The sequence below is a fragment of the Amycolatopsis heterodermiae genome, assembly GCF_034929455.1.
Classification (GTDB): domain Bacteria; phylum Actinomycetota; class Actinomycetes; order Mycobacteriales; family Pseudonocardiaceae; genus Amycolatopsis; species Amycolatopsis heterodermiae.
This window is the reverse complement of the sequence record NZ_JAYFSI010000023.1, coordinates 25,653-44,905: the sequence shown is the minus strand read 5'-3', so window position 1 is coordinate 44,905 and position 19,253 is coordinate 25,653. Positions and strand designations below refer to the sequence as shown.

The following is a 19,253-nucleotide window of genomic DNA, read 5'->3' as shown; positions in this document are numbered from 1 at the left end:
ACGGCCTATGGTCCGGACCACATTAATGGTCTATACCAATTAGGACAGGAATTCCCGCCGCCGCGTTCGTCGTCGTGGAGGTCCCCCATGCGTCTGTCCCGTCTCCGTCCGCTCCTGGCCGCCCTGGGCGGTTTGGCCGTGCTGGCCACCGGGTTCGCGGCACCCGCCGGCGCCGCGGCCGGCTCGCCGATCCCGGTCGGCCCCTACGTCGACATGGGGGCGTGGCCGACACCCAGCCTGTCGGCGATGTCCGCCGCGAGCGGCGTCAAGAGCTTCACCCTCGCCTTCGTCAACTCCTACGGCTGCAAGGCCAGCTGGTTCGGCGCCTACGACCCGCGCACGGCGTGGCAGAAGGACGAGATCACCAAGATCCGCAACGCCGGCGGCGACGTCAAGATCTCCTTCGGCGGCGCGTCCGGCATCGAGCTGGCCCAGGCGTGCAGCACGTCGGCCCAGGTCGCGGCCGAGTACGACGCGGTCGTCAAGGCGTACGGCCTGAAGTACGCCGACTTCGACATCGAGGGCGCGGCCGTCGCCGACCCGGCGTCGATCAGCCGCCGCTCGCAGGCGCTGAAGACGTTGCAGAACAACAACCCGGGGCTGAAGATCTCGCTGACCCTGCCGGCGCTGCCGACCGGCCTCGACGCGAACGGGCTCAACGTCGTCAAGGCCGCCAAGGACGCCGGGGTGAACCTCGACCTGGTCAACATCATGGCGATGGACTACTACCAGGGCGCGGGCGACCAGGGCGCTAAGGCGATTTCGGCGGCCAAGGCCACGCAGGCGCAGCTGAAGTCGCTGTACGGCCTGAGCGACGCGGCGGCGTGGAAGAAGGTCGGCGTCACCCCGATGATCGGCGTCAACGACTCGCAGAACGAGATCTTCTACCAGAAGGACGCGAAGGCGCTGGTGGCGTTCGCCAAGACGGTCCACCTGGGCATGCTGTCGTTCTGGGAGGCGGGCCGCGACGCCAACGCGTGCACGGGCGCGCTGTACAAGTGCACCAACGTGCCGCAGGCGAAGTACGAGTTCGCGAAGATCTTCGCGGGCTACACGGGCTGAGTCACCACCGGGCGGCGTCCGCGAGCAGGGCGTCCCGCACTGCCGCGGGCCCGGCCCGGCAGGGTTCCACCCGAGTCACCACGAAGAGCGTGTTGATCGGCGGCTCGGCCGGGTCCAGCAAAGCGACCAGCGAGCCCGACGCCAGTTCCGCCGCGCACAAGTACCGCGGCAGCACGCTGACGCCGAAGCCCGCGAGCACGCACGCCAGCACACCCCGCAGGTCAGGGACCACCACCGCGGGTCCGGGTGGCGGGCGCACGCCCAGCACCGAACGCCAGTAGCGGCGGATGATCGGCAGGTCCTCGGCGTACGCCACCAGGGGCGCCGTCCGCGGGTCGCCGGTGAAGCCGCGGGGGCCGACCAGGACGAACTCCTCGTCGGTCAGCGGGGTGGCCGTGAAGCGGCCACGAGGCCGGATCGTCGAAATCACCAGGTCGTAGCGGCGTTGCGTCAGCCCGGCCAGGAGGTCGTCGGCCAGGCCGAAGCTCACTCGCAGCTTGAGGCCGGAGGCGACCAGACCCGCCAGTGCGGGGAGAACCCGGACCGTCGTCAGCTCGGCCGGTCCGGCCAGGTGGACAGGCGCGGCGAACGGGTCGACCCCGCCGACGGTCAAGGAAGAAAGCGCGTCGACGTGCGGGGCGATGCGGGCCGCCAGTTCGTCGGCCACCGAGGTCGGCGTGACGCCTCGCGCGCGCCGGACGAACAGCTGCTGCCCGAGCTGCTCCTCCAGGGCCCTGACCTGCGCGGTCACCGTCGGCTGGGACAAGCCCAGCGACGGTGCCGCACCGGTCAGCGAGCCCGCGCGGTGGACCGCGAGGAACGTCCGCAGCAGGTCGAGGTCCAGCTCAGTCCTCGATCAGCTCGATCGAGTCCACGACGTTCGGGTAGAACGCGACGTGGTCCTTGATCGCCGCGACCGCGTCGTACGGCTTCTCGTACGTCCAGATCGCGTTCTCCGCCTGCACGTCACCGGCGTTCAGGCTGTAGTAGCTGCTGTCGCCCTTGTACGGGCAGTACGTCTCGTGGTCGGTCCGCTCCAGCAGGCTGAAGTCGACGTCCGCCCGCGGGATGTACTGCGCCGCCGGGTAGTTCGACTCCTGCAGCGTCAGCGCGTTGCGGCTGTCGGCCACCACGCGCCCGCCCGCCTTGACCACCACGCGCGCCTTCGTCGGCTCGACGGTGATCGGGTGGTCCGGGCCCGGGACCAGCACCTTCTTCTCCGGCATGTCAGCTCCTCGAAAAGGTCGTGTACTGGGAGCAGCACCCGGGACCCGGCGGTTATTCCGCCGTCAGGGCAGGTAGTACATCGGGTTCGGCAGCTTGACCGGACGCAGCGCGTAGCCGCCTTCGAGGTCGCTGAACTGGTCACCGAGGTTCAGCACGATCTTCGCGCCGGTCGCCTCGATGTGCGCCCGCGTGCCCGACTTGTACTGGACGGTGTTGCAGGTCAGGCCGCACGGCAGGTAGTCCGGCGCGGTCACCTTCGGCTTGAAGAACGCGCCGGCCGGGGCCGGGAAGCCCTCGTTCGCGAGGTTCTTCAGCGACTGCGGGCCCTGCAGCTCGTTGCGGCCGGTCAGGAAGTAGACCTTGACGCCGTGCTGCGCGGCCCAGTTGCTCAGCTCCAGCACCGGCTTGTTGGCCGTGAACGTGCCGTTGTCGATGGCCTGCTGCTGCTTGACCGGGTCGAAGCCGAAGTCGTTGTCGGCCTCCCAGCCGTAGGTGACCTCGGAGGTGTCGTCGACGTCCAGCACGATCGCCGGGTTCTTCACCCAGCCCAGCTGCTGCTGCAGGTAGCGCTTCGCGTCGGCGACGACGTTCTTGGTGTCCTTCACGAACCGGCTCGTGTCGGAGTAGTGGTGCTTGCCGGCGGCGTCGAGGTAGTCGCCGTAGTAGGCCTTGACGTCGTTCTTGACCTGGCCGATGTTGGCCGGTTCCTTGGCGCGGGCGGCGGTGGCGTCGTCCGAGCCGGCCAGCGCGGTGGCCCCCGAAGCGACGGTGGCGCCGATCGCCGCGGCGGCGGCGAGCTTGACGAGACCTGACCATTTTCCGGACACGGGCGACCCTCCAGTGCAGACTTGACGACGGAGGGAACCTACGTCACGTTCACCTGGAGTTCCACCCTACGTTGGTTCCTGTTCACCTAAACCCGCTCGGCGCGGCACACGAACGCCACCGGCGCGCGGCCGATCCGCGTCAACACCACCGAAGCTTCCGCCGAACCGCGTGGTTTGAGCCTGCGGCGCAACGCGTCCGGGTCGACGTCCAGGCCGCGAATCAGGATCTCGAGCCGTCCGACGTCGTGTCGCTTGAGGACGGCCTTCAGCGCCTTTTCGCTGTACGGGCCCTGCTCCAGCACGCGGAACGCGCGCACCCCCGGCGGCGGTGTGTCCCCGGTCAGGTAGGCGATGCGCTCGTCCAGCTGCCACAACCCGTGCCGCGCCGCGTAGTGGCGGACCAGGCCGGCCCGCACGACGGCACCGTCCGGGTCGACGATCCACTCCCCCGGCGCCCGCGCCGGCAGGTCGTCCGGTTCGGCGTCGGTGACCGTCCACTGTGTCCCGTCCGAGCGCAGCACGCTCGCCCGCCGGGTGACGCCCGTGCCCAGGCCGCGCCACAGGCAGGACTCGCGCACCTGGCCGTCGAGGGACACCAGCTCGACCTCGTCCGCCCACGGCGCGATCGCGAAGTCGAGGCCCGGCGCGCACTTCACGGACAGCGGACGCCCCGGGTACGCCTCGACCAGGCCGTCGAGTGGCGGGGTGAAGTCGGCGGGTTTCCAGGCCCGGCGTCCGGCGGAGTCACGCCGGGCCGGGTCGGCGACGACCACGCCGGAGCGGCTCACCGGCCGCAGCGCGTCGGCTTGCGCGAGCCCGAACGAGACGCCCGCGGAGACGCCGTTGTGCCGCGCCATCGCCAGCCGCACCGGGTCCACATCGGACCCGAGGGCGCGCTTCGCCACCCGGGCGATCTCGACCAGGTCGGCCCCGACCGAGCACGTGACGTCGTGGACGTCCAGCCCCGCGAGCCGGGAAGCCCGGTGCCGCGCGACCAGGGAAGCACTCGCCTGCTGAAGCGCGTCCGAGGTGAACAGCCAGTCCACACCGGACAGTTTGCCGACGGCTTTCCGGCGCAGAAGCACGGTTTCCAGCACGGCGGCCGCGCGCTCTTCGCCGACGACGCGGCGCACGGCGGCGACGTCGGCGATGTGGTCGGTCAGCGGCCGCGCCGCGACCTCGGCGAGCGCCGCCTCACCCGCGCCGGAGCGCAGGTGGGCGACGTCGCCGAGGGTGAAGGAATAGCCCACTCAGGACGGCCGCTTGGTCCCGGTGATCATCACGTTGTAGAACAGCTCGCGCGGCAGCACCTTCGCCAGCAGCTTCTTGTCCACAGCGGACAGCCGCAGCCACAGCTTGTAGGCGAACAGCCGCCACCGGACGGTCAGCTTCTCCTGCGGCACCGCGGCTTCGAACGTCCGGATCGGCCAGCCGGCCAGCGCCGCGGCGAACTCCTCGGTGACCGCGCGGACGTCCTGGGCCCCGGCGCCGCGAGCCATCGTCTCCAGCTCCGACGGGTCGAAGGTGTGGATGTCGACGACGGCTTCGAGGGCGGCGGCGCGCGAGGACTCGTCGAGCTCCTCCTGCGGACGCCGCCAGCCGCTCAGCGCGGGCAGCTTCGTCACCCGGGTCGTCAGGAACCAGGTGAACTGGCCGAGCTTGCGGGCGTAGAAGTCGCCGATCTTGGTCGGCTCACCGGCGAACACGAACCGGCCACCCGGCTTGAGCACGCGCAGCACCTCGCGGAACGCCGCCTGGACGTCCGGGATGTGGTGCAGCACCGCGTGCCCGACCACCAGGTCGAACGTGTTGTCCTCGTACGGGATCCGCTCGGCGTCGGCGACCCGGCCGTCGACGTCGAGGCCGAGGCTCTCGGCGTTGCGCAGCGCGACCTGCACCATGCCGGGCGAGAGGTCGGTGACCGAGCCCTTCTTGGCGACGCCGCCCTGCATCAGGTTCAGCAGGAAGAACCCGGTGCCGCTGCCCAGCTCCATCGCGTGCTGGTACGGCTGGCCGTCATCACCCGCGACGGCGTTGAACACGTCCGTCGCGTACGAGATGCAGCGCTCGTCGTAGGAGATGGACCACTTCTCGTCGTAGGTGCCGGCTTCCCAGTCGTGGTACAGCACGTTCGCGAGCTTGGGGTCGGCCCAGGCGGCCTGGACCTCCTCCGCGGTGGCGTGCGGGTGCGGGGCCGGGTCGTTCACGTCGGTCAAGGCGTCATTTCCCTTCGAAAGTGGCCTTGCCGGGGCCGTTCTCGATGAACGACTTCATGCCGTTCTGCTGGTCTTCGGTCGCCCAGAGCGCGGCGAACAGGTGCGATTCGAGCTTGAGGCCGTTCGCGAGGTCGGTGTCGAGGCCGCCGTCGATGGCCGCCTTGGCCGCGCGCAGCGCGACGGCCGGACCGTTCGCGAACCGGGACGCCCACTGGTGGGCGACGGCGTAGACGTCGTCGGGGGCGACGACCTCGTCGACGATCCCCAGCGCCAGCGCCTCTTCCGCCTTGACGAACCGGCCGGTGAAGACGATGTCCTTGGTCTTGCTCGGCCCGATCAGCCGGGCCAGGCGCTGGGTGCCGCCCGCGCCGGGGATGACACCGAGCTGGATCTCCGGCTGGCCGACCTTGACGTTGTCGCCGGCGACCCGGCGGTCCGCGGTCAGCGCGAGCTCGAGGCCGCCGCCGAGGGCGTACCCGGTGATCGCGGCGACGACCGGCTTCGGGATGTTCGCGATCGCGGCGAGCGTCCCGGTGAGGGTGGCGCCGAACTTCGCGATCTCCGGGTAGGTGCGGGTGGCCATCTCCTTGATGTCCGCGCCGCCGGCGAAGGTCTTCTCACCGCCGTAGAGGATCACCGCGCGGACGTCGTCGCGCTCGGAGACCTCCTTGGCGAGCTCCGCCAGCTCGGCGGTGACCTGGGCGTTCAGGGCGTTGACCGGCGGCCGGTCGAGCCGGATCGTGCCGACCCCGTCCTTGACCTCCAGCGATACGAACTCTCCCACGCCCATCCTCCTCGTTGACGATCTGCCAGCACGCTACCGGCGGGTAAGGACAGCCTAGCGACGGCGGGCGAAGAAGCGATCCCCAGAGCGTTCCAAGACCAGGTCCTGGTCGAACGTCTTGGAGAGGTTCTCGCTGGTCACGACGTCGTCGACGAGGCCCGACACGACCGCGTGACCGTCGCGGAGAAGCAGCGCGTGGGTGAACCCCGGCGGGATCTCCTCCACGTGGTGGGTGACGAGCACCATGGCCGGCGCGTCCGGGTCGAGGGCCAGCGCGGACAGCCGCGCGACGAGGTCCTCGCGGCCGCCGAGGTCCAGCCCGGCCGCCGGCTCGTCGAGCAGCAGCATCTCCGGGTCGGTCATCAGGGACCGGGCGATCAGGGCCCGCTTGCGCTCGCCCTCGGACAGCGTGCCGAACGTCCGGTCGGCGAGGTGCCCGATGCCCATCGCGCCCAGCAGCTCGGTCGCGCGCTCGGTGTCGAGCTTGTCGTACTCCTCGCGCCAGCGGCCGACCACCGCGTAGCCGGCGCTCACCACGACGTCCTTCACCAGCTCGTCGCCCGGGACGCGCTGGGCGATCGCGGCGGAGGTGAAACCGATGCGGGGGCGCAGCTCGAAGATGTTGACCTTGCCGATGCGCTCGCCGAGCAGGTCGAGCTCGCCGGTGCTCGGGTGCAGCTCGGCCGCGGCCAGGCGCAGCAGGGTGGTCTTGCCCGCGCCGTTCGGGCCGAGCACCACCCAGCGTTCGTCCAGTTCGACGTTCCAGTCGAGGCCGGCGAGGAGGTCGTTGGTCCCGCGGCGGACGCCGACACCGGCCATCCGGACCACGAGGTCGTCAAGTTCGCTGGGCTGGATCGGCTCGCTCACGAACCCCATTCTGTCTGCCGTCGCGCGCGCGTGCGCACCCGCCCGGGTGAGACGGCGAACCGGCAGGTCGGAGACGTCCACGACGTGGAACGCCGCAGTCCGGAAGTGTAGGTCCCGGCGCCGTTGTGGCAGGATCGGCAGCATGTCGGCAGACGCGCCCGTGCCCCCGGTGACCCGGGGCTCGTTCTGGCGCCGTCGCGCGATCGACCTGCTTCTCGTCGCTTCGGCCGGGTGTACCCCGGCACGGCTCCGCTGACCCGTCGCGTCCTCGTCCGGACGCGTGCGGCCGGTGCCGTGCTGGCCCCGCGTCCCGATCACTTCGCGTCCGAGGAGCACCCGCGTTGACCACTTCGATCGTCCGTCCCGCCGTCGAGATCCACCCGCAGCTGACCGACCCGCTGCTGCCCGAGCTGCTGCACCCGTCGCGGCTGCTCTGGACACCGCGTGAGCTGGCGGAGCTGACCGCCACCGTGACCACCGAGCTGACCGCCGGCCTGCGGGGCATCCTGCGGTTCGACGAGGACCAGCGCTGGTGGGCCCGGCTGGCCCTGACCGACGGCGTCGAGCTGTGGCTGCTGTCGTGGCTGCCCGGCCAGCAGACGAAGCCGCACGACCACGGCGGCGCGTCCGGCTCGTTCACCGTGCTGCAGGGCGAGGTCGGCGAGGAGTACCGCTACCCCGGCGGCCCGGTCCGGCGCCGCACGCACACCGCGGGCGAGGGCCTCGGCTTCGGCGCCGGGCGCGCGCACCAGGTCACCGGCATCGGCGAGACTCCGGCGGCGACGGTCCACGCGTACTCGCCGCCGCTGGTGCCGACCCGGGAGTACGCCACGCTCGCCGACGTCCCGGCCGAAATCCCGCCGCTGCCCGCTATCGTCGGCCGATGAGCGCGATCGACTCGTTCCTGGAGAAGGCCCGGTCCGGCCTGGACCGGGTCACCCCGGCCCGGGCCCGCGAGCTGCAGGAGGCGGGCGCGCTGCTCGTCGACATCCGGCCGCACGCGAACCGGCAGGCCGAGGGTGAGATCCCCGGCGCGGTGATCGTCGAGCGGATCCACCTGGAGTGGCGGCTGGCACCGGACAGCGACTGGCGGCTGCCCGCGGTGACGCCGGACTCGACGGTGATCGTGCTGTGCAACGAGGGTTACTCGTCGAGCCTGGCGGCGGCCGACCTGCAACGGCTGGGCCTGCCGCGCGCGACGGACCTCGACGGCGGCTTCCGGGCCTGGGCCTCCGCCGGCCTGCCCGTGCAGACCGGCGGAAGCCCGGCGGTTCCCTAGGTTCCTCGGGTTCTCAGGCCAGCGCGGGAGCGACCTGCGATGTGAACAGGTCGATGCCGGCGCGGTCGTACGCGGCTTCGGGGAAGTTGAAGATCGCGTAGGACATGCCGAGCGCGCCCAGCTCGGCGAGCTTCTCGGTGACCTGCTCCGGCGTGCCGGTGGTCGGGCCGTTCGCGAAGTTGGCGTACCAGCCCTCGCCGGCCTCGCCCGGGGCGTACTTCGCCAGGTGGGACTTCAGCCAGGCCAGCTTGTCCTGGACGTCCTTCTCGGTCTCCCCGATCACGACGTTGTGGTTGACCGAGCGCACGATCGCGTCGTAGTCGGTGCCGACGTCCTTGCAGTGCTGCGCGAGGATGTCCGACTTGCGGGTGAACGTCTCCGGGTCGCCGGCGAAGTTGGTGTACTTCGCGTACTTCGCCGCGATCCGCAGCGTCTTCTTCTCACCGCCACCGGCGATCCACAGCGGGATCCCGCCTTCCTGCGGCGGCAACGGGCGCAGGATCGCCCCATCGGTCTGGTAGTGCTTGCCGTCCAGAGTGGACGTTCCGGTGGTCCAGAGGTCCCGCATGATCTGGACGCCCTCGTCGAGCTGCCCGAGCCGCTCGCCGGCGCCCGGGAAGCCGTAGCCGTAGGCCCGCCACTCGTGCTCGTACCAGCCGGCGCCGATCCCCATCTCGACGCGGCCGCCGGCGATGGTGTCCGCGGTCGCGGCGACCTTCGCCAGGTAGGCGGGGTTGCGGTAGCCCATGCAGGTGCACATCTGCCCGAGCCGGATGGTGTCGGTCGCGGCGGCGAAGGCCGAGATCAGCGACCACGCCTCGTGCGTGGCCTCCTCCGTCGGCACCGGCACGGTGTGGAAGTGGTCGTAGACCCAGATCGATTCGAAGGGCCCGGCTTCCGCGTGCTTCGCGAGGCCGAGCATGGTCTTCCAGTGGTCCGCGGGGTCGATGCCGGCCAGGTCCAGCCGCCAGCCCTGCGGGACGAAGAGTCCGAAGCGCATGCCCCCAACTTAACGCGGGCAGCGCCGTCGCGCGGTGTGGTTTTCAAGCTTTTGGGCTGGAGTTGCTCCAGGTCAGACGCGGCTTTCCGTCAGGCGAGGACGACCCGGGCCAGCTCCGCCGGGGTCGCCAGCAGGCCGTGCTTCGGCAGCACGCGCACCGTGTACCCGATCGCGCCCGGTTGCGGCAGCTTCAGCCGGGCCGCGAACGCGCCGATGCCGTCGCCGGTCATCGGGACCGTGACCGGGTCGCGCAGCTCGTCGTCGTCGCCCACCCGGCCGACCACCGCCTGGATGTCCACTTCGGACGGATCGAGGCCGGCCAGGTCGATGCGCGCGCGGATCGTCACCTCCGTGCCGACCACCAGCGGCTCGGCCGCCTCGATCTGCAGCTCCGAGTCGAAGATCCGCAGCCGCGGCCACGACACCTCGAGCTTCGTGCGGTAGTCCGCCAGCGACAGCGCGCCGCGGTAGCCGTCGCCGGTGGCCGCCGCGACCGTGCGGGACGCGGGCAGGTAACCGTTGTCGACGTACTCGCGGACCATCCGCGACGCCTGGACCCGCGGGCCGAGCGTCTCCAGCGTGTGCCACACCATCGACAGCCAGCCGGACGGGACGCCGCCCGCGTCACCGTCGTAGAACAGCGGCGCGATCTGCTGGCCGAGCAGGTCGTAGAGGGCCGCGGCCTCGAGGTCGTCGCGGCGCAGCGGGTCGGCGACGCCGTCGGCGGTCGGGATGGCCCAGCCGTTGCTGCCGTCGTAGCACTCGTCCCACCAGCCGTCGCGGATCGACAGGTTGAGCCCGCCGTTGAGCGCCGACTTCATCCCCGACGTCCCGCACGCCTCCAGCGGCCGCACCGGGTTGTTCAGCCAGACGTCGCAGCCGCGGTAGAGGTACCGGGCCATCGACATGTCGTAGTCCGGCAGGAAGACGATCCGGTGCCGGACGTCCGCGCCGTCGACGAACCGGACGATCTGCTGGATCAGCTGCTTGCCGTTCTCGTCGGCCGGGTGCGACTTCCCGGCGACGACGACCTGGATCGGCCGTCGTTCGTCGAGCAGCAACGTCCGCAGCCGGTCCGGGTCGCGCAGCATCAGCGTCAGCCGCTTGTACGTCGGGACGCGGCGGGCGAACCCGACGGTCAGCACGTCCGGGTCGAACACCGAGTCCACCCAGCCCAGCTCCAGCGGGGACGCGCCGCGCTGCAGCCACGCCGCGCGCACCCGGCGCCGCACCTCGAACACCAGCTTCTCGCGCAGCTCGCGCCGCAGCGCCCACAGCTGGGCGTCCGAGACGCCGTCGCGCAGCGGTCCCTCACCGGTGTCCAGGCCCCACTCGCGGCCGAGCAGCGTGCTCAGCTCGCGCGCCACCCACGTCGGGCCGTGGACGCCGTTGGTCACCGACGAGATCGGCACCTCGTCGTGGTCGAAGCCGGGCCACAGCCGAGAGAACATCCTGCGCGTGACGCGGCCGTGCAGCTGGGAGACGCCGTTCGCGCGCTGCGCCAGCCGCAGGCCCATGTGCGCCATGTTGAACAGGCCCGGGTTGTCCTCGGCGCCGAGCGCGAGCACGCGCCGCGGGTCGATGTCGGGCACCAGGCGCCCGTCGCTGAAGTAGCGCTGCACCAGGTCCACCGGGAACCGGTCGATGCCCGCGCTGACCGGGGTGTGCGTGGTGAACAGCGTCCCGGCGCGGACCGCGGGCATGGCCTCGTCGAACGCGAGGCCGTCGGCCTGCACGATCTCGCGGGCCCGCTCCAGCCCGAGGAACCCGGCGTGGCCCTCGTTGGTGTGGAACACCATCGGCTGCGGGTGGCCGGTCAGCTCGCAGTACTTGCGGACGGCGCGGAAGCCGCCGATCCCGGCGAGGATCTCCTGCCGCAGCCGGTGGTCGGCGTCGCCGCCGTAGAGCCGGTCGGTGACGCCGCGCAGGTCTTCGTCGTTGGCCTCGGTGTCGGTGTCGAGCAGCAGCAGCGGCACCCGCCCGACGCGGGCCTGCCAGATCTGCGCGCACAGCTCGCGCCCGCCCGGCATCGCGACGCCGATCAGCACCGGGCGCCCGCCCGCGGTCAGCAGCTCCAGCGGGAACGCGTTCGGGTCGATCACCGGGTAGTGCTCGACCTGCCAGCCGTCGAGCGAGAGCGACTGCCGGAAGTAGCCGTTGCGGTAGAGCAGCCCGACACCGACCATCGGCACGCCCAGGTCGGACGCGGCCTTGAGGTGGTCGCCGGCGAGCACGCCGAGGCCGCCGGAGTAGTTCGGCAGGGCTTCGGTGACGCCGAACTCCATCGAGAAGTAGGCGACGGCGGGCGGCAGGTCCGCGTCGTCACGCTGCTGGTACCAGCGCGGCTCCGACAGGTAGTTCTCCAGGTCGACGGCGGCGACGCGGGCGCGTTCGAGGAAGTCGTCGTCGACCGCGAGCTCGTCGAGGCGGGCCGGCGGCAGCGCGGTGAGCATCCGCAGCGGGTCGCGGACGGCGTTGAACAGCTCGGCGTCCATCGACGCGAAGAGGTCGCGCGTCGGCGGGTGCCACGTCCAGCGCAGGTTGGTGGCGAGCGCACCGAGTCCCGACAGCGACTCCGGCAGGCTGGCGCGGACGGTGAACCGGCGGACTGCACGCATGGACAGCGACGATATCGGGCCGCCGCGCGCGCTGCTCGGGGAGTACTTCGGGGATTACGCGCACACGCCCCGTAAGCCCTGGGTATGGTCCTGGCCGTCGGGTACGCGCAGGTCGGGAGTGGAGCACGTGAAGATGATCCGAGGGGGACGCGGGCTGGTCGCCCTGCTCGCCGTCGCGGCGGTCGCCGTGAGCGGGTGCAGCGGCAAGAGCGGCTCCGGGCCGGTCGCGGACACCGGTGCCGGCTCGGTGGCCGGGCTGCCGGTGACGCACTTCGAGAGCGGGCTCAAGCCGGACGCGCCGACCCCGAGCCTCGACGTCCGCAACGCCGACGGTGGGGAGGACGACAAGCTCGCCACCGCCGCGATCGACGACGTCCAGACGTACTGGGGCGAGATGCTGCAGTCGGACTTCGGCGTGCGGTTCGAGCCGGTGAAGTCGCTGCTGTCCTACGACGCGCAGACCGACACCGAGCAGACCGGCTGCGGCAGCGTGAAGAAGCTCGTGAACGCGTTCTACTGCCCGACCGACGACTCGGTGGCGTGGGACCGCGGGGTGCTGCTGCCGATGCTGCGCAAGCGGTTCGGCCCTATGTCGGTCGTCGTCGTGCTCGCGCACGAGTTCGGCCACGCCGTCCAGTACCGGCTCGGCGACAAGGCCGGGATCACCAAGAGCACCCCGACCGTCGTGAAGGAGCAGCAGGCCGACTGCTTCGCCGGTGGTTACTTCCGCTGGGTCGCCGAGGACAAGAGCAAGTACTACCGGGTGTCGACGTCCGACGGCCTCAACCAGGTGATGGCGTCGATGTTCCTGATCCGCGACCAGGCGGGCACCAGCGCCGCCGACAAGGGCGCGCACGGCACGGCGTTCGACCGCACGTTCGCGTTCCAGGCCGGGTTCGAGAAGGGCCCGAAGGAGTGCGCGGCGATGAACACGGAGAACGTGAAGGCCCGGCTGACCGAGCGCCCGTTCGACAAGGGCGACACGAGCAAGGGCGACGCGAAGTTCAACGACCAGGCCGTCGAGCTGCTGAAGAAGAGCTTGGACGAGGCGTTCAAGGGCGCGGGCGTGGCGGCCCCGGAGATCAACGACGGCGGCAGCTGCAGCACCACGGCCCCGGCGTCCTACTGCCCGGACGACAACACGGTGAGCATCGACCTGGCGAAGCTGTCCGAACTGGCCCAGCCGATCGACCGCGACGCCGAGATGAAGGGCGAGGACCCGGGCGGCATGGGCGACTTCGCGGCGTTCGCGGAGGTGGCGTCGAGGTACGCGCTGGGCATCCAGAAGGGCGTCGGGGCGTCGATCGACAACCCGAACGCGGGTTTGCGGACGTCGTGCCTGGTGGGTGCGTGGGCGGCGTTCACCAACCGGCCGGGCGACCTGCGGCTGTCGGCGGGCGACCTGGACGAGGCGATCGCGGACCTGCTGCAGCCGGAGAGCCTGGTCGCCGCGGACGTCAACGGAAAGCGCCCGGACAGCGGTTTCGACCGGGTGGAGTCGCTGCGTCGGGGGTATTTGGAGGGGTCGTCGGTCTGCTCTAAGCAGTACGGCTGAGGTTCGTTGCTTGGGAAGGCCCCCACCTGCTTGGTGGGGGCTTTTTCGTGTCTGGGGGTGGGTCGGTTCGGTCGCGTTTCGGTGCGAACGGTCCGCTGGTGCGCTCCGCGGTGCGAACGGTCCACTCGCGCACCCGCACGAACGGTCCACTCGCACCCCTTGCGCACCGCGACCAACGGTCCACTCGTGCTCGCCGCAGTGCGAACGGTCCTTTCGCGCCGTGGCGCGGCGCCACCGGACCGTTCGTCACGCGCGCGGCACGAACGGTCCACTCGTGCTCCCGGCGGTGCGAACGGTCCACTCGCGCCCCCGCCATCGCCGGAATGCCGCGAGGGGCACCCCCATGGACATAAGCCATGAAGGTGCCCCTCACAACACCAAACCTCAGATCAGCGGCTCAGAACAGAGCGCTCGCCAGATCCCGCCGTGCCTTCATGACCCGCTCATCAGCCGGGTCGAAAAGATCAAACAACGCCACCAGGTGCTCCCGTGCCTTGTTGCGGTCATCACCAGCAGTACGACGAACCACGTCGATCAGCCGCTTGAACCCAGCCTCGACATCGTTCTCCGCGATGTCCAGATCGGCCGCCGCAAGCTGAGCCTCCAGGTCCGAAGGATCAGCGTCGGCCTTCGTACGCGCCGAGGGGTCCGCAGCCTCCGCTCGAGCCGTGAACTTGACCTGGGCCAGGGCGTTCTTCGCCAGCTCGTTGGCCGGCTCGACGTCCAGGATGCGCTCGTAAGCCGCCTGCGCGGCAGCGAAGTCGCCCCGCTCGAAGGCCTCCTCCGCCTCCGTGAAGCGCGGGTCCTCCGGCTCCTCCACCGGGCCGGCGCCACCGGCCTCCGCCTCGCGGATCGCCGGGAGCTTGTCGCGCAGGGCGTCGAGCAGGGCGTTGATCCACTTGCGGATCTCCGGCTCGGGCAGCGCGCCGGAGAACGCGTCGACCGGCTGGCCGCCGCCGATGGCGACGATCGTCGGGATCGACTGAGCGCCGAACAGCTGCGCGATCCTCGGGTTGGCGTCGACGTCGACCTTCGCGACGACCCAGGCGCCGCCGGACTCGCCCGCCATCCGCTCCAGCACCGGGGAGAGCTGCTTGCACGGGCCGCACCACTCGGCCCACAGGTCGACGATCACCAGCTGGTGCAGCGACCGCTCCACGACCTCGGTCTGGAACGTGGCCTCGGTGACATCGATCACGGCCTCGGACGAGGACGGGGCGCGCGGGGGCGGGCCCTCGCCGCCGGGGCCGGCCGGGCCGGCGGGCGTGGCCGGCTGCGGGCGCGCCGTTTCGGCGCGGGCCTTGAGCGCGGACAGGTCGACCGCGCCGGACAGGGCGGCGGACAGGGCCGCTGACTTCGCTGCAGATCCGCGTGGTTGTGTCACGCTTCCATCCTGGCACGCGCGCCGGAGCGTTTCACCGGGTGGCCCGGCCCGTCCGCTTGGCAGGAACCGCCCACCTGCGGCACGCTCGGCGGGTGCACATCCGGCGTGACATCAAAGTGGGGCTGTCCGTCGCCGCCGCCGTCGCCTGGATCGGCGCGGTGACGCTGCTGATCGTGCACGAACCGGACCCGGGCGCGGCCTCCCCCGCCGAGCTGCGCGACCAGCTCGCCACCGCGCTCGCCGAGCACGACGCCGACGCGCTGGCCGGCCTGCTCGACTACCCCGGCTCCGGCGCGGACGACTTCGCCAAGGACTACGTCGCGGTGCTGGCCGGCAACGGCGTCCACGCCGTCACGGTCCGACTGGCCCCGGACGACCGGGACCCGACCCGCGCGACGGTCGACGGCGTCCTCGCCGACGGCCGGCCGTTCAGCTACCCGCTGACGGTGACGACCGAAGAAGGCCGCTGGACCGTGGCCTTCACACCGCCGCTCCCCTAGGACTCGCGCAGGTGGGCCTCGATCCGGTCCACCTTGGCCTCGAGCTGGTCGGCGAAGCCGGGCCGGATGTCGGCCTTGAGGACGAGCCCGACGCGCGCCGAGCCCTCCCCCGCCGCCTCGACCGCGCGCTTGACGACGTCCATCACCTCGTCCCACTCACCCTCGACGTTGGTGAACATGGCGTTGGTCGAGTTGGGCAGCCCGGACTCGCGGACCACCTTCACCGCGCGGGCGACGGCCTCGCTGACTCCGCCGTCGGGCTCCCCGCCGGACGGGCTGACACTGAACGCGACGATCATGCTCGGAAGTCCCTTCTTCGGTGCTCTTTCCGCCGGTCGTGCGACACTCGCCGGTACCCGCTGGTAACTTCGCGTGTCATGAACCGTCCGCTGCCGTTCGACCCGATCGCCCGCGCGGCACAGCTCTGGGAGGCCCGGATCGGGCCCTCCGGCACCATGGCCGCGGTCACCGGCGTGATGCGGGTCCAGCAGATCATCCAGTCCGCGGTGGACGGCGCGCTCAAGCCGCACGGCCTGACCTTCGCCCGGTACGAAGCGCTGGTGCTGCTCACCTTCGCCCGCAGCGCCAGCCTGCCGATGCGGGTGATGGGCGAGCGGCTCCAGCTGCACCCCACCAGTGTCACCAACATAGTCGACCGGCTGGAGCGCGACGGGCTCGTGAAGCGGGTCCCGCACCCGACCGACCGCCGCACGACGCTCGTCGAGATCACCGACGAGGGCCGCAAGCGCCGTGAGACCGCGACCGTGGCGGTCACCGAGATCGACTTCGGGCTGAGCGGGCTGACCGAACGGCAGACCGAGCAGCTGACCGACCTGCTGACGAAGGTGCGCCGCGCCACCGGCGACTTCACCGAGTAGCAGAAAGGCCCGCACCGAAGTGCGGGCCTTTCTCACATGCCGGGATCAGGCGGCGACGGGTTCCTGCACCTGGAACAGGCCGACACCGCCGTGGGACAGCCGCTGCGGGCCGTCGAGCTTGCCGTTGCGCAGCGCCCACTTCTCGAACAGCCACGTGAACAGCGGCGGGATGCTCGCGAGCAGCGCCAGGACCAGCGTCTTCGGACGCCAGCCGAGCGGCTTCGCCACGGACAGGGAGACGACCACGTAGAGGACGAAGATCACGCCGTGCACCATGCCGATGACGGGCACGCCGCCCTCACCGGAGGAGTGCACGACGTACTTGAGGAACATCCCGACAAGCAGCGCCGCCCAGGACAGGGCTTCGGCAACTGCGGCCACGCGGAACACTAGAGCGGCCTTGCTGGACACTTCTTCCTCCTGTGGGGTCTCACCACTTTGGTCGTGACATGAGAAAACGTCCGACGCACCGTCCAAGGCGGACTGCCCGTGGACGTCAACAGCGCTGTCGGACGTTCTGAGACCAGTGTGAGGCGTGATCGCCCTCACGGGAACACCGGGGCCCGTGACCCTGCTCACGACCGTGGTCCACTGTGGTCTGGACCACGGTCGTGAGGGTCCGTTGTCTACTTCCCGCAGGGTGCAGGCGGTGCCGACGACGGTGACGTCGCCCACGTCGTCTTCGCGGCGTCCTCCGTGATGCCGAAGTCGAGCGTGGTGCCACGCTTCAGCTGCTCGAAGCCGACGTACACCCGGTCACTGGGCTTCGAGCCGACCTCGAGCCCCGAGACGTACTGGAGTTTCGAGCCGTCCGCACCGGGCGCCTTGATCGTGACGTCGCGGCCGTTCTCCAGGTGCAGCACGGAGCGGGAGAACCGGGGCGCGTTGAGCACGAAATTCCCAGTCCCTGGGACGGCCGGGTAGAGCCCCAGCGCGCTGAAGACGTACCAGGCCGACATCGTGCCGAGGTCGTCGTTCCCGGTGACGCCGTTGGGCGCGTTGGTGAACAGCGTGTGCGCGGCCCGCACGACCGCGGACGTCTTCGCCGGCCGCCCGGTGAGCGCGTACATCCACGGCGAGTGCAGGTCGGGCTCGTTGTTCGGGTTGTAGCGGAAGGCGTTGTAGTAGCTGTAGGGCCCGACCACCCAGTCCTCGCGGACGGCCTTGGCCGGGTCCTGCACCAGGTGGTCGTAGGCGAAGAAGTCGTCCAGGCGCTGGCCGGTGGCCGCCGGGCCGCCCATCCGCTGCACCAGGCCGGGCACGTCCTGCTGGACCAGCCACTGGTACTGCCACGCCGTGCCTTCGTGAAAGCCGTCCTCGCCCTCCGGCGTGTACGGCCCGGTCGCCGGGGTGAACCAGGCGCCGCCCGCGACCTTCGGCCGGAAGAAGCCGGTGAAGCCGCGGTCGGTCTGCGACTCGTCCCAGAGCGTCTGGTAGGTCCGGCCCTTCGCGGCCAGCGCCGCCGCGTCGTCCTTCTTCCCGAGCGACGCCGCCATGATCGACAGCGAGCAGTCGCCGAGCGCGTACTCGAGGGTGGCCGATGCGCCGTGGTTCGGGTCGGTGTCCTGCCCCTTCTTCGGGAAGTCCGGGTCGTACTGGACGAACCCGTCGGCCTGGTAGCTCGTGTTGCCCGAGCGGCCCTGGAACGGCGACGACGCGGGCGGGATCTGCGTCGAGTTCTGCAGCAACGCCTGGTAGGCGCGCATTTCGTTGCCCGACAACGCGCCGAACCGCCAAAGGTCCACCAGGAACGGCGTGACCGGGTCACCGGTCATCGTGTTCGTCTCCTGGCTCGCGTACGCCCACCGCGGCAGCCAGCCGCCCTGGTCGTGGATGGCGAGGATGCTCTTGGCGATATCGCGAGCGCGGTCCGGCCGCAGCAGCGCCAGGAGCTGGTTCTGCGTGCGGTAGGTGTCCCACAGCGAGAAGAAGTCGTAGTAGGTCCAGCCGACCGCACGGTGGACCTTCTTGTCGAAACCGTAGTACCGGCCGTCCGCGTCGTTCGCGGTCAGCGGCTGCAGCAGCGCGTGGTACAGCGAGGTGTAGAAGACGGTCCGGTCGTCGGTCGTGCCGCCCTTGATGTCCACAATGGACAGTTCACGGCGCCAGGTGCGCTGGGCGTCGGCCTTCGCCACGTCGAACGACCGGATGTGCTCGGCGGCCAGGTTGCCCCGCGCGCCCTGCGCGTCCACCTGGGAGATCGCCGTGGTCGCGGTGACCTGGCCCGCGCCGCCGAACGTCAGCCACGCGCCGCGCAGGCCCGCGCCGCCTTCGGAAGAGCGGCTGCCCGGGGTGCCGCCGGTCGGCGACCACGTGCCGGACGCCTTGAACGGCTTGTCGAACTTCGTCGTGAAGTACGTCGTGTACGCCTTGCCGCCGCAGAACGCCTGCGACTCCACGGTTCCTTCGACGGTCCGGTCGTCGACGACGCGGATGCTGCTGCCCGTCACCGGTTCCTTGTCGTTGGCCTGCCCGACGTTGACGAAGACGTTGTGGTCACCGGGTTGCGCAAACGTGTAGCGCTCGGCACCGGCCCGGGTCGCCGCGGTCGTCTCGACGTCGACGCCGCCGTAACCGGTCAGGTGGACCTTGTAGTAGCCGGGCTTGCCGACCTCGCCGTCGTGGGTGAACGGCGCCGCGTACTTCGTCTGGTCGAAGGTCGCCGCTTTGGTCGTGTCGAACGCCTTTCCGGGCCCGATCTCGCCGGTCGTCGGCAGCGTCGAGACGAGGCCGCCCTGCTCCCAGCAGCCCGCGCCGGAGAGGAAGAAGTGGCCGAACCCGCGGATCGCGGTGTCGGTGTAGCGGTAGCCGGCGTAGTGCGAGGTGATCGGGCTGACCTGCGTCATCCCGAACGGCGCGGACGCGCCCGGGAACGTGTTGCCCTCGTCCTGCGTGCCGATGAACGTGTTGACGGCGTCGAGCGCGTCCCCGCCGGAAGCCGAAGCGACGGCGGGACTCACCCCCGTCGCCACGACGGCGAGCGCCAGCGCGCCCGCCAGGACCTTGCTCCTCATCGAGCTTCCTCCCTGAAACGACGAAAAGCCGTGAAGGCCACC

General features: G+C 70.8%; 19 protein-coding genes. 6 read left to right on the top strand and 13 right to left on the bottom strand.

Annotation, left to right across the window (positions count from 1 at the left end; translation table 11 throughout):
* The first annotated feature begins 87 nt into the window (after positions 1 to 87).
* Positions 88 to 1,062 carry a chitinase gene (locus VA596_RS48555; RefSeq protein ID WP_323337457.1) on the top strand — a complete coding sequence of 325 codons (975 nt, stop codon included), beginning with the start codon at positions 88 to 90 and terminating at the stop codon, positions 1,060 to 1,062.
* A 1-nt stretch (position 1,063) separates the two neighbouring features.
* Here the strand turns inward: VA596_RS48555 and VA596_RS48550 are convergent, their stop codons facing one another.
* The 7 genes from VA596_RS48550 to VA596_RS48520 all read right to left on the bottom strand — a co-directional run bounded on the left by VA596_RS48550 (position 1,064) and on the right by VA596_RS48520 (position 6,992).
* Positions 1,064 to 1,891 (bottom strand): LysR family transcriptional regulator, encoded by an 828-nt coding sequence (locus tag VA596_RS48550; protein ID WP_323337549.1) that lies wholly within the window; start codon positions 1,889 to 1,891, stop codon positions 1,064 to 1,066.
* A 16-nt stretch (positions 1,892 to 1,907) separates the two neighbouring features.
* On the bottom strand, positions 1,908 to 2,288 hold the full coding sequence (locus tag VA596_RS48545; RefSeq protein WP_323337455.1) for a DUF427 domain-containing protein: 381 nt from the start codon (positions 2,286 to 2,288) through the stop codon (positions 1,908 to 1,910).
* 63 nt (positions 2,289 to 2,351) lie between these two features.
* On the bottom strand, positions 2,352 to 3,116 hold the full coding sequence (locus VA596_RS48540) for an HAD family acid phosphatase (RefSeq protein ID WP_323337453.1): 765 nt from the start codon (positions 3,114 to 3,116) through the stop codon (positions 2,352 to 2,354).
* 86 nt (positions 3,117 to 3,202) lie between these two features.
* The gene (locus VA596_RS48535; RefSeq protein ID WP_323337451.1) at positions 3,203 to 4,366 is read right to left on the bottom strand and encodes a THUMP-like domain-containing protein; all 1,164 of its coding nucleotides are present in this window, start codon (positions 4,364 to 4,366) and stop codon (positions 3,203 to 3,205) included.
* On the bottom strand, positions 4,367 to 5,332 hold the full coding sequence (locus VA596_RS48530) for a class I SAM-dependent methyltransferase (RefSeq protein WP_323337450.1): 966 nt from the start codon (positions 5,330 to 5,332) through the stop codon (positions 4,367 to 4,369).
* A 4-nt stretch (positions 5,333 to 5,336) separates the two neighbouring features.
* A complete protein-coding gene (locus tag VA596_RS48525) occupies positions 5,337 to 6,116 on the bottom strand; it encodes an enoyl-CoA hydratase/isomerase family protein (protein ID WP_323337449.1) in 780 nt (259 codons plus the stop codon).
* Between the two features lie 54 nt (positions 6,117 to 6,170).
* Complete coding sequence (locus tag VA596_RS48520; protein ID WP_323337447.1) at positions 6,171 to 6,992, bottom strand: ABC transporter ATP-binding protein; 822 nt, start codon at positions 6,990 to 6,992, stop codon at positions 6,171 to 6,173.
* A gap of 332 nt (positions 6,993 to 7,324) precedes the next feature.
* Here VA596_RS48520 and VA596_RS48515 point away from each other — a divergent pair, with 332 nt between their 5' ends.
* Together VA596_RS48515 and VA596_RS48510 are read left to right on the top strand one after the other, a co-directional pair.
* On the top strand, positions 7,325 to 7,870 hold the full coding sequence (locus tag VA596_RS48515) for a cysteine dioxygenase (RefSeq protein WP_323337445.1): 546 nt from the start codon (positions 7,325 to 7,327) through the stop codon (positions 7,868 to 7,870).
* On the top strand, positions 7,867 to 8,262 hold the full coding sequence (locus VA596_RS48510; protein ID WP_323337444.1) for a rhodanese-like domain-containing protein: 396 nt from the start codon (positions 7,867 to 7,869) through the stop codon (positions 8,260 to 8,262). Before VA596_RS48515 ends, VA596_RS48510 begins: the two co-directional genes overlap by 4 nt.
* Before the next feature lie 13 nt (positions 8,263 to 8,275).
* On the opposite strand, the gene VA596_RS48505 is transcribed toward VA596_RS48510, so the two are convergent.
* Both VA596_RS48505 and glgP read right to left on the bottom strand, forming a co-directional pair.
* A complete protein-coding gene (locus VA596_RS48505) occupies positions 8,276 to 9,262 on the bottom strand; it encodes an LLM class F420-dependent oxidoreductase (RefSeq protein WP_323337442.1) in 987 nt (328 codons plus the stop codon).
* Between the two features lie 89 nt (positions 9,263 to 9,351).
* Positions 9,352 to 11,880 carry an alpha-glucan family phosphorylase gene (gene glgP / locus VA596_RS48500; protein WP_323337441.1) on the bottom strand — a complete coding sequence of 843 codons (2,529 nt, stop codon included), beginning with the start codon at positions 11,878 to 11,880 and terminating at the stop codon, positions 9,352 to 9,354.
* A 133-nt stretch (positions 11,881 to 12,013) separates the two neighbouring features.
* Between glgP and VA596_RS48495 the strand changes: the two genes are divergently transcribed.
* Positions 12,014 to 13,435, top strand: coding sequence for a neutral zinc metallopeptidase (locus tag VA596_RS48495; RefSeq protein ID WP_323337547.1), 1,422 nt, complete (start codon positions 12,014 to 12,016; stop codon positions 13,433 to 13,435).
* Positions 13,436 to 13,832: 397 nt separating this feature from the next.
* Here the strand turns inward: VA596_RS48495 and VA596_RS48490 are convergent, their stop codons facing one another.
* Complete coding sequence (locus tag VA596_RS48490; RefSeq protein WP_323337439.1) at positions 13,833 to 14,819, bottom strand: tetratricopeptide repeat protein; 987 nt, start codon at positions 14,817 to 14,819, stop codon at positions 13,833 to 13,835.
* A gap of 92 nt (positions 14,820 to 14,911) precedes the next feature.
* On the opposite strand from VA596_RS48490, the gene VA596_RS48485 reads away from it, so the two are divergent.
* Positions 14,912 to 15,319: a hypothetical protein gene (locus VA596_RS48485; protein ID WP_323337437.1), complete on the top strand. Its 408-nt coding sequence runs from the start codon at positions 14,912 to 14,914 to the stop codon at positions 15,317 to 15,319.
* Here the strand turns inward: VA596_RS48485 and VA596_RS48480 are convergent.
* The gene (locus VA596_RS48480; protein ID WP_323337435.1) at positions 15,316 to 15,618 is read right to left on the bottom strand and encodes a thiamine-binding protein; all 303 of its coding nucleotides are present in this window, start codon (positions 15,616 to 15,618) and stop codon (positions 15,316 to 15,318) included. The genes VA596_RS48485 and VA596_RS48480 overlap by 4 nt on opposite strands.
* A 78-nt stretch (positions 15,619 to 15,696) precedes the next feature.
* Here VA596_RS48480 and VA596_RS48475 point away from each other — a divergent pair, with 78 nt between their 5' ends.
* Positions 15,697 to 16,197 (top strand): MarR family winged helix-turn-helix transcriptional regulator, encoded by a 501-nt coding sequence (locus VA596_RS48475; protein ID WP_323337433.1) that lies wholly within the window; start codon positions 15,697 to 15,699, stop codon positions 16,195 to 16,197.
* Positions 16,198 to 16,242: 45 nt separating this feature from the next.
* On the opposite strand, the gene VA596_RS48470 is transcribed toward VA596_RS48475, so the two are convergent.
* Positions 16,243 to 16,608, bottom strand: coding sequence for a DUF3817 domain-containing protein (locus tag VA596_RS48470; protein WP_323337431.1), 366 nt, complete (start codon positions 16,606 to 16,608; stop codon positions 16,243 to 16,245).
* 215 nt (positions 16,609 to 16,823) lie between these two features.
* Positions 16,824 to 19,211 carry a GH92 family glycosyl hydrolase gene (locus tag VA596_RS48465; RefSeq protein WP_323337430.1) on the bottom strand — a complete coding sequence of 796 codons (2,388 nt, stop codon included), beginning with the start codon at positions 19,209 to 19,211 and terminating at the stop codon, positions 16,824 to 16,826.
* Between the last annotated feature and the right edge of the window lie 42 nt (positions 19,212 to 19,253).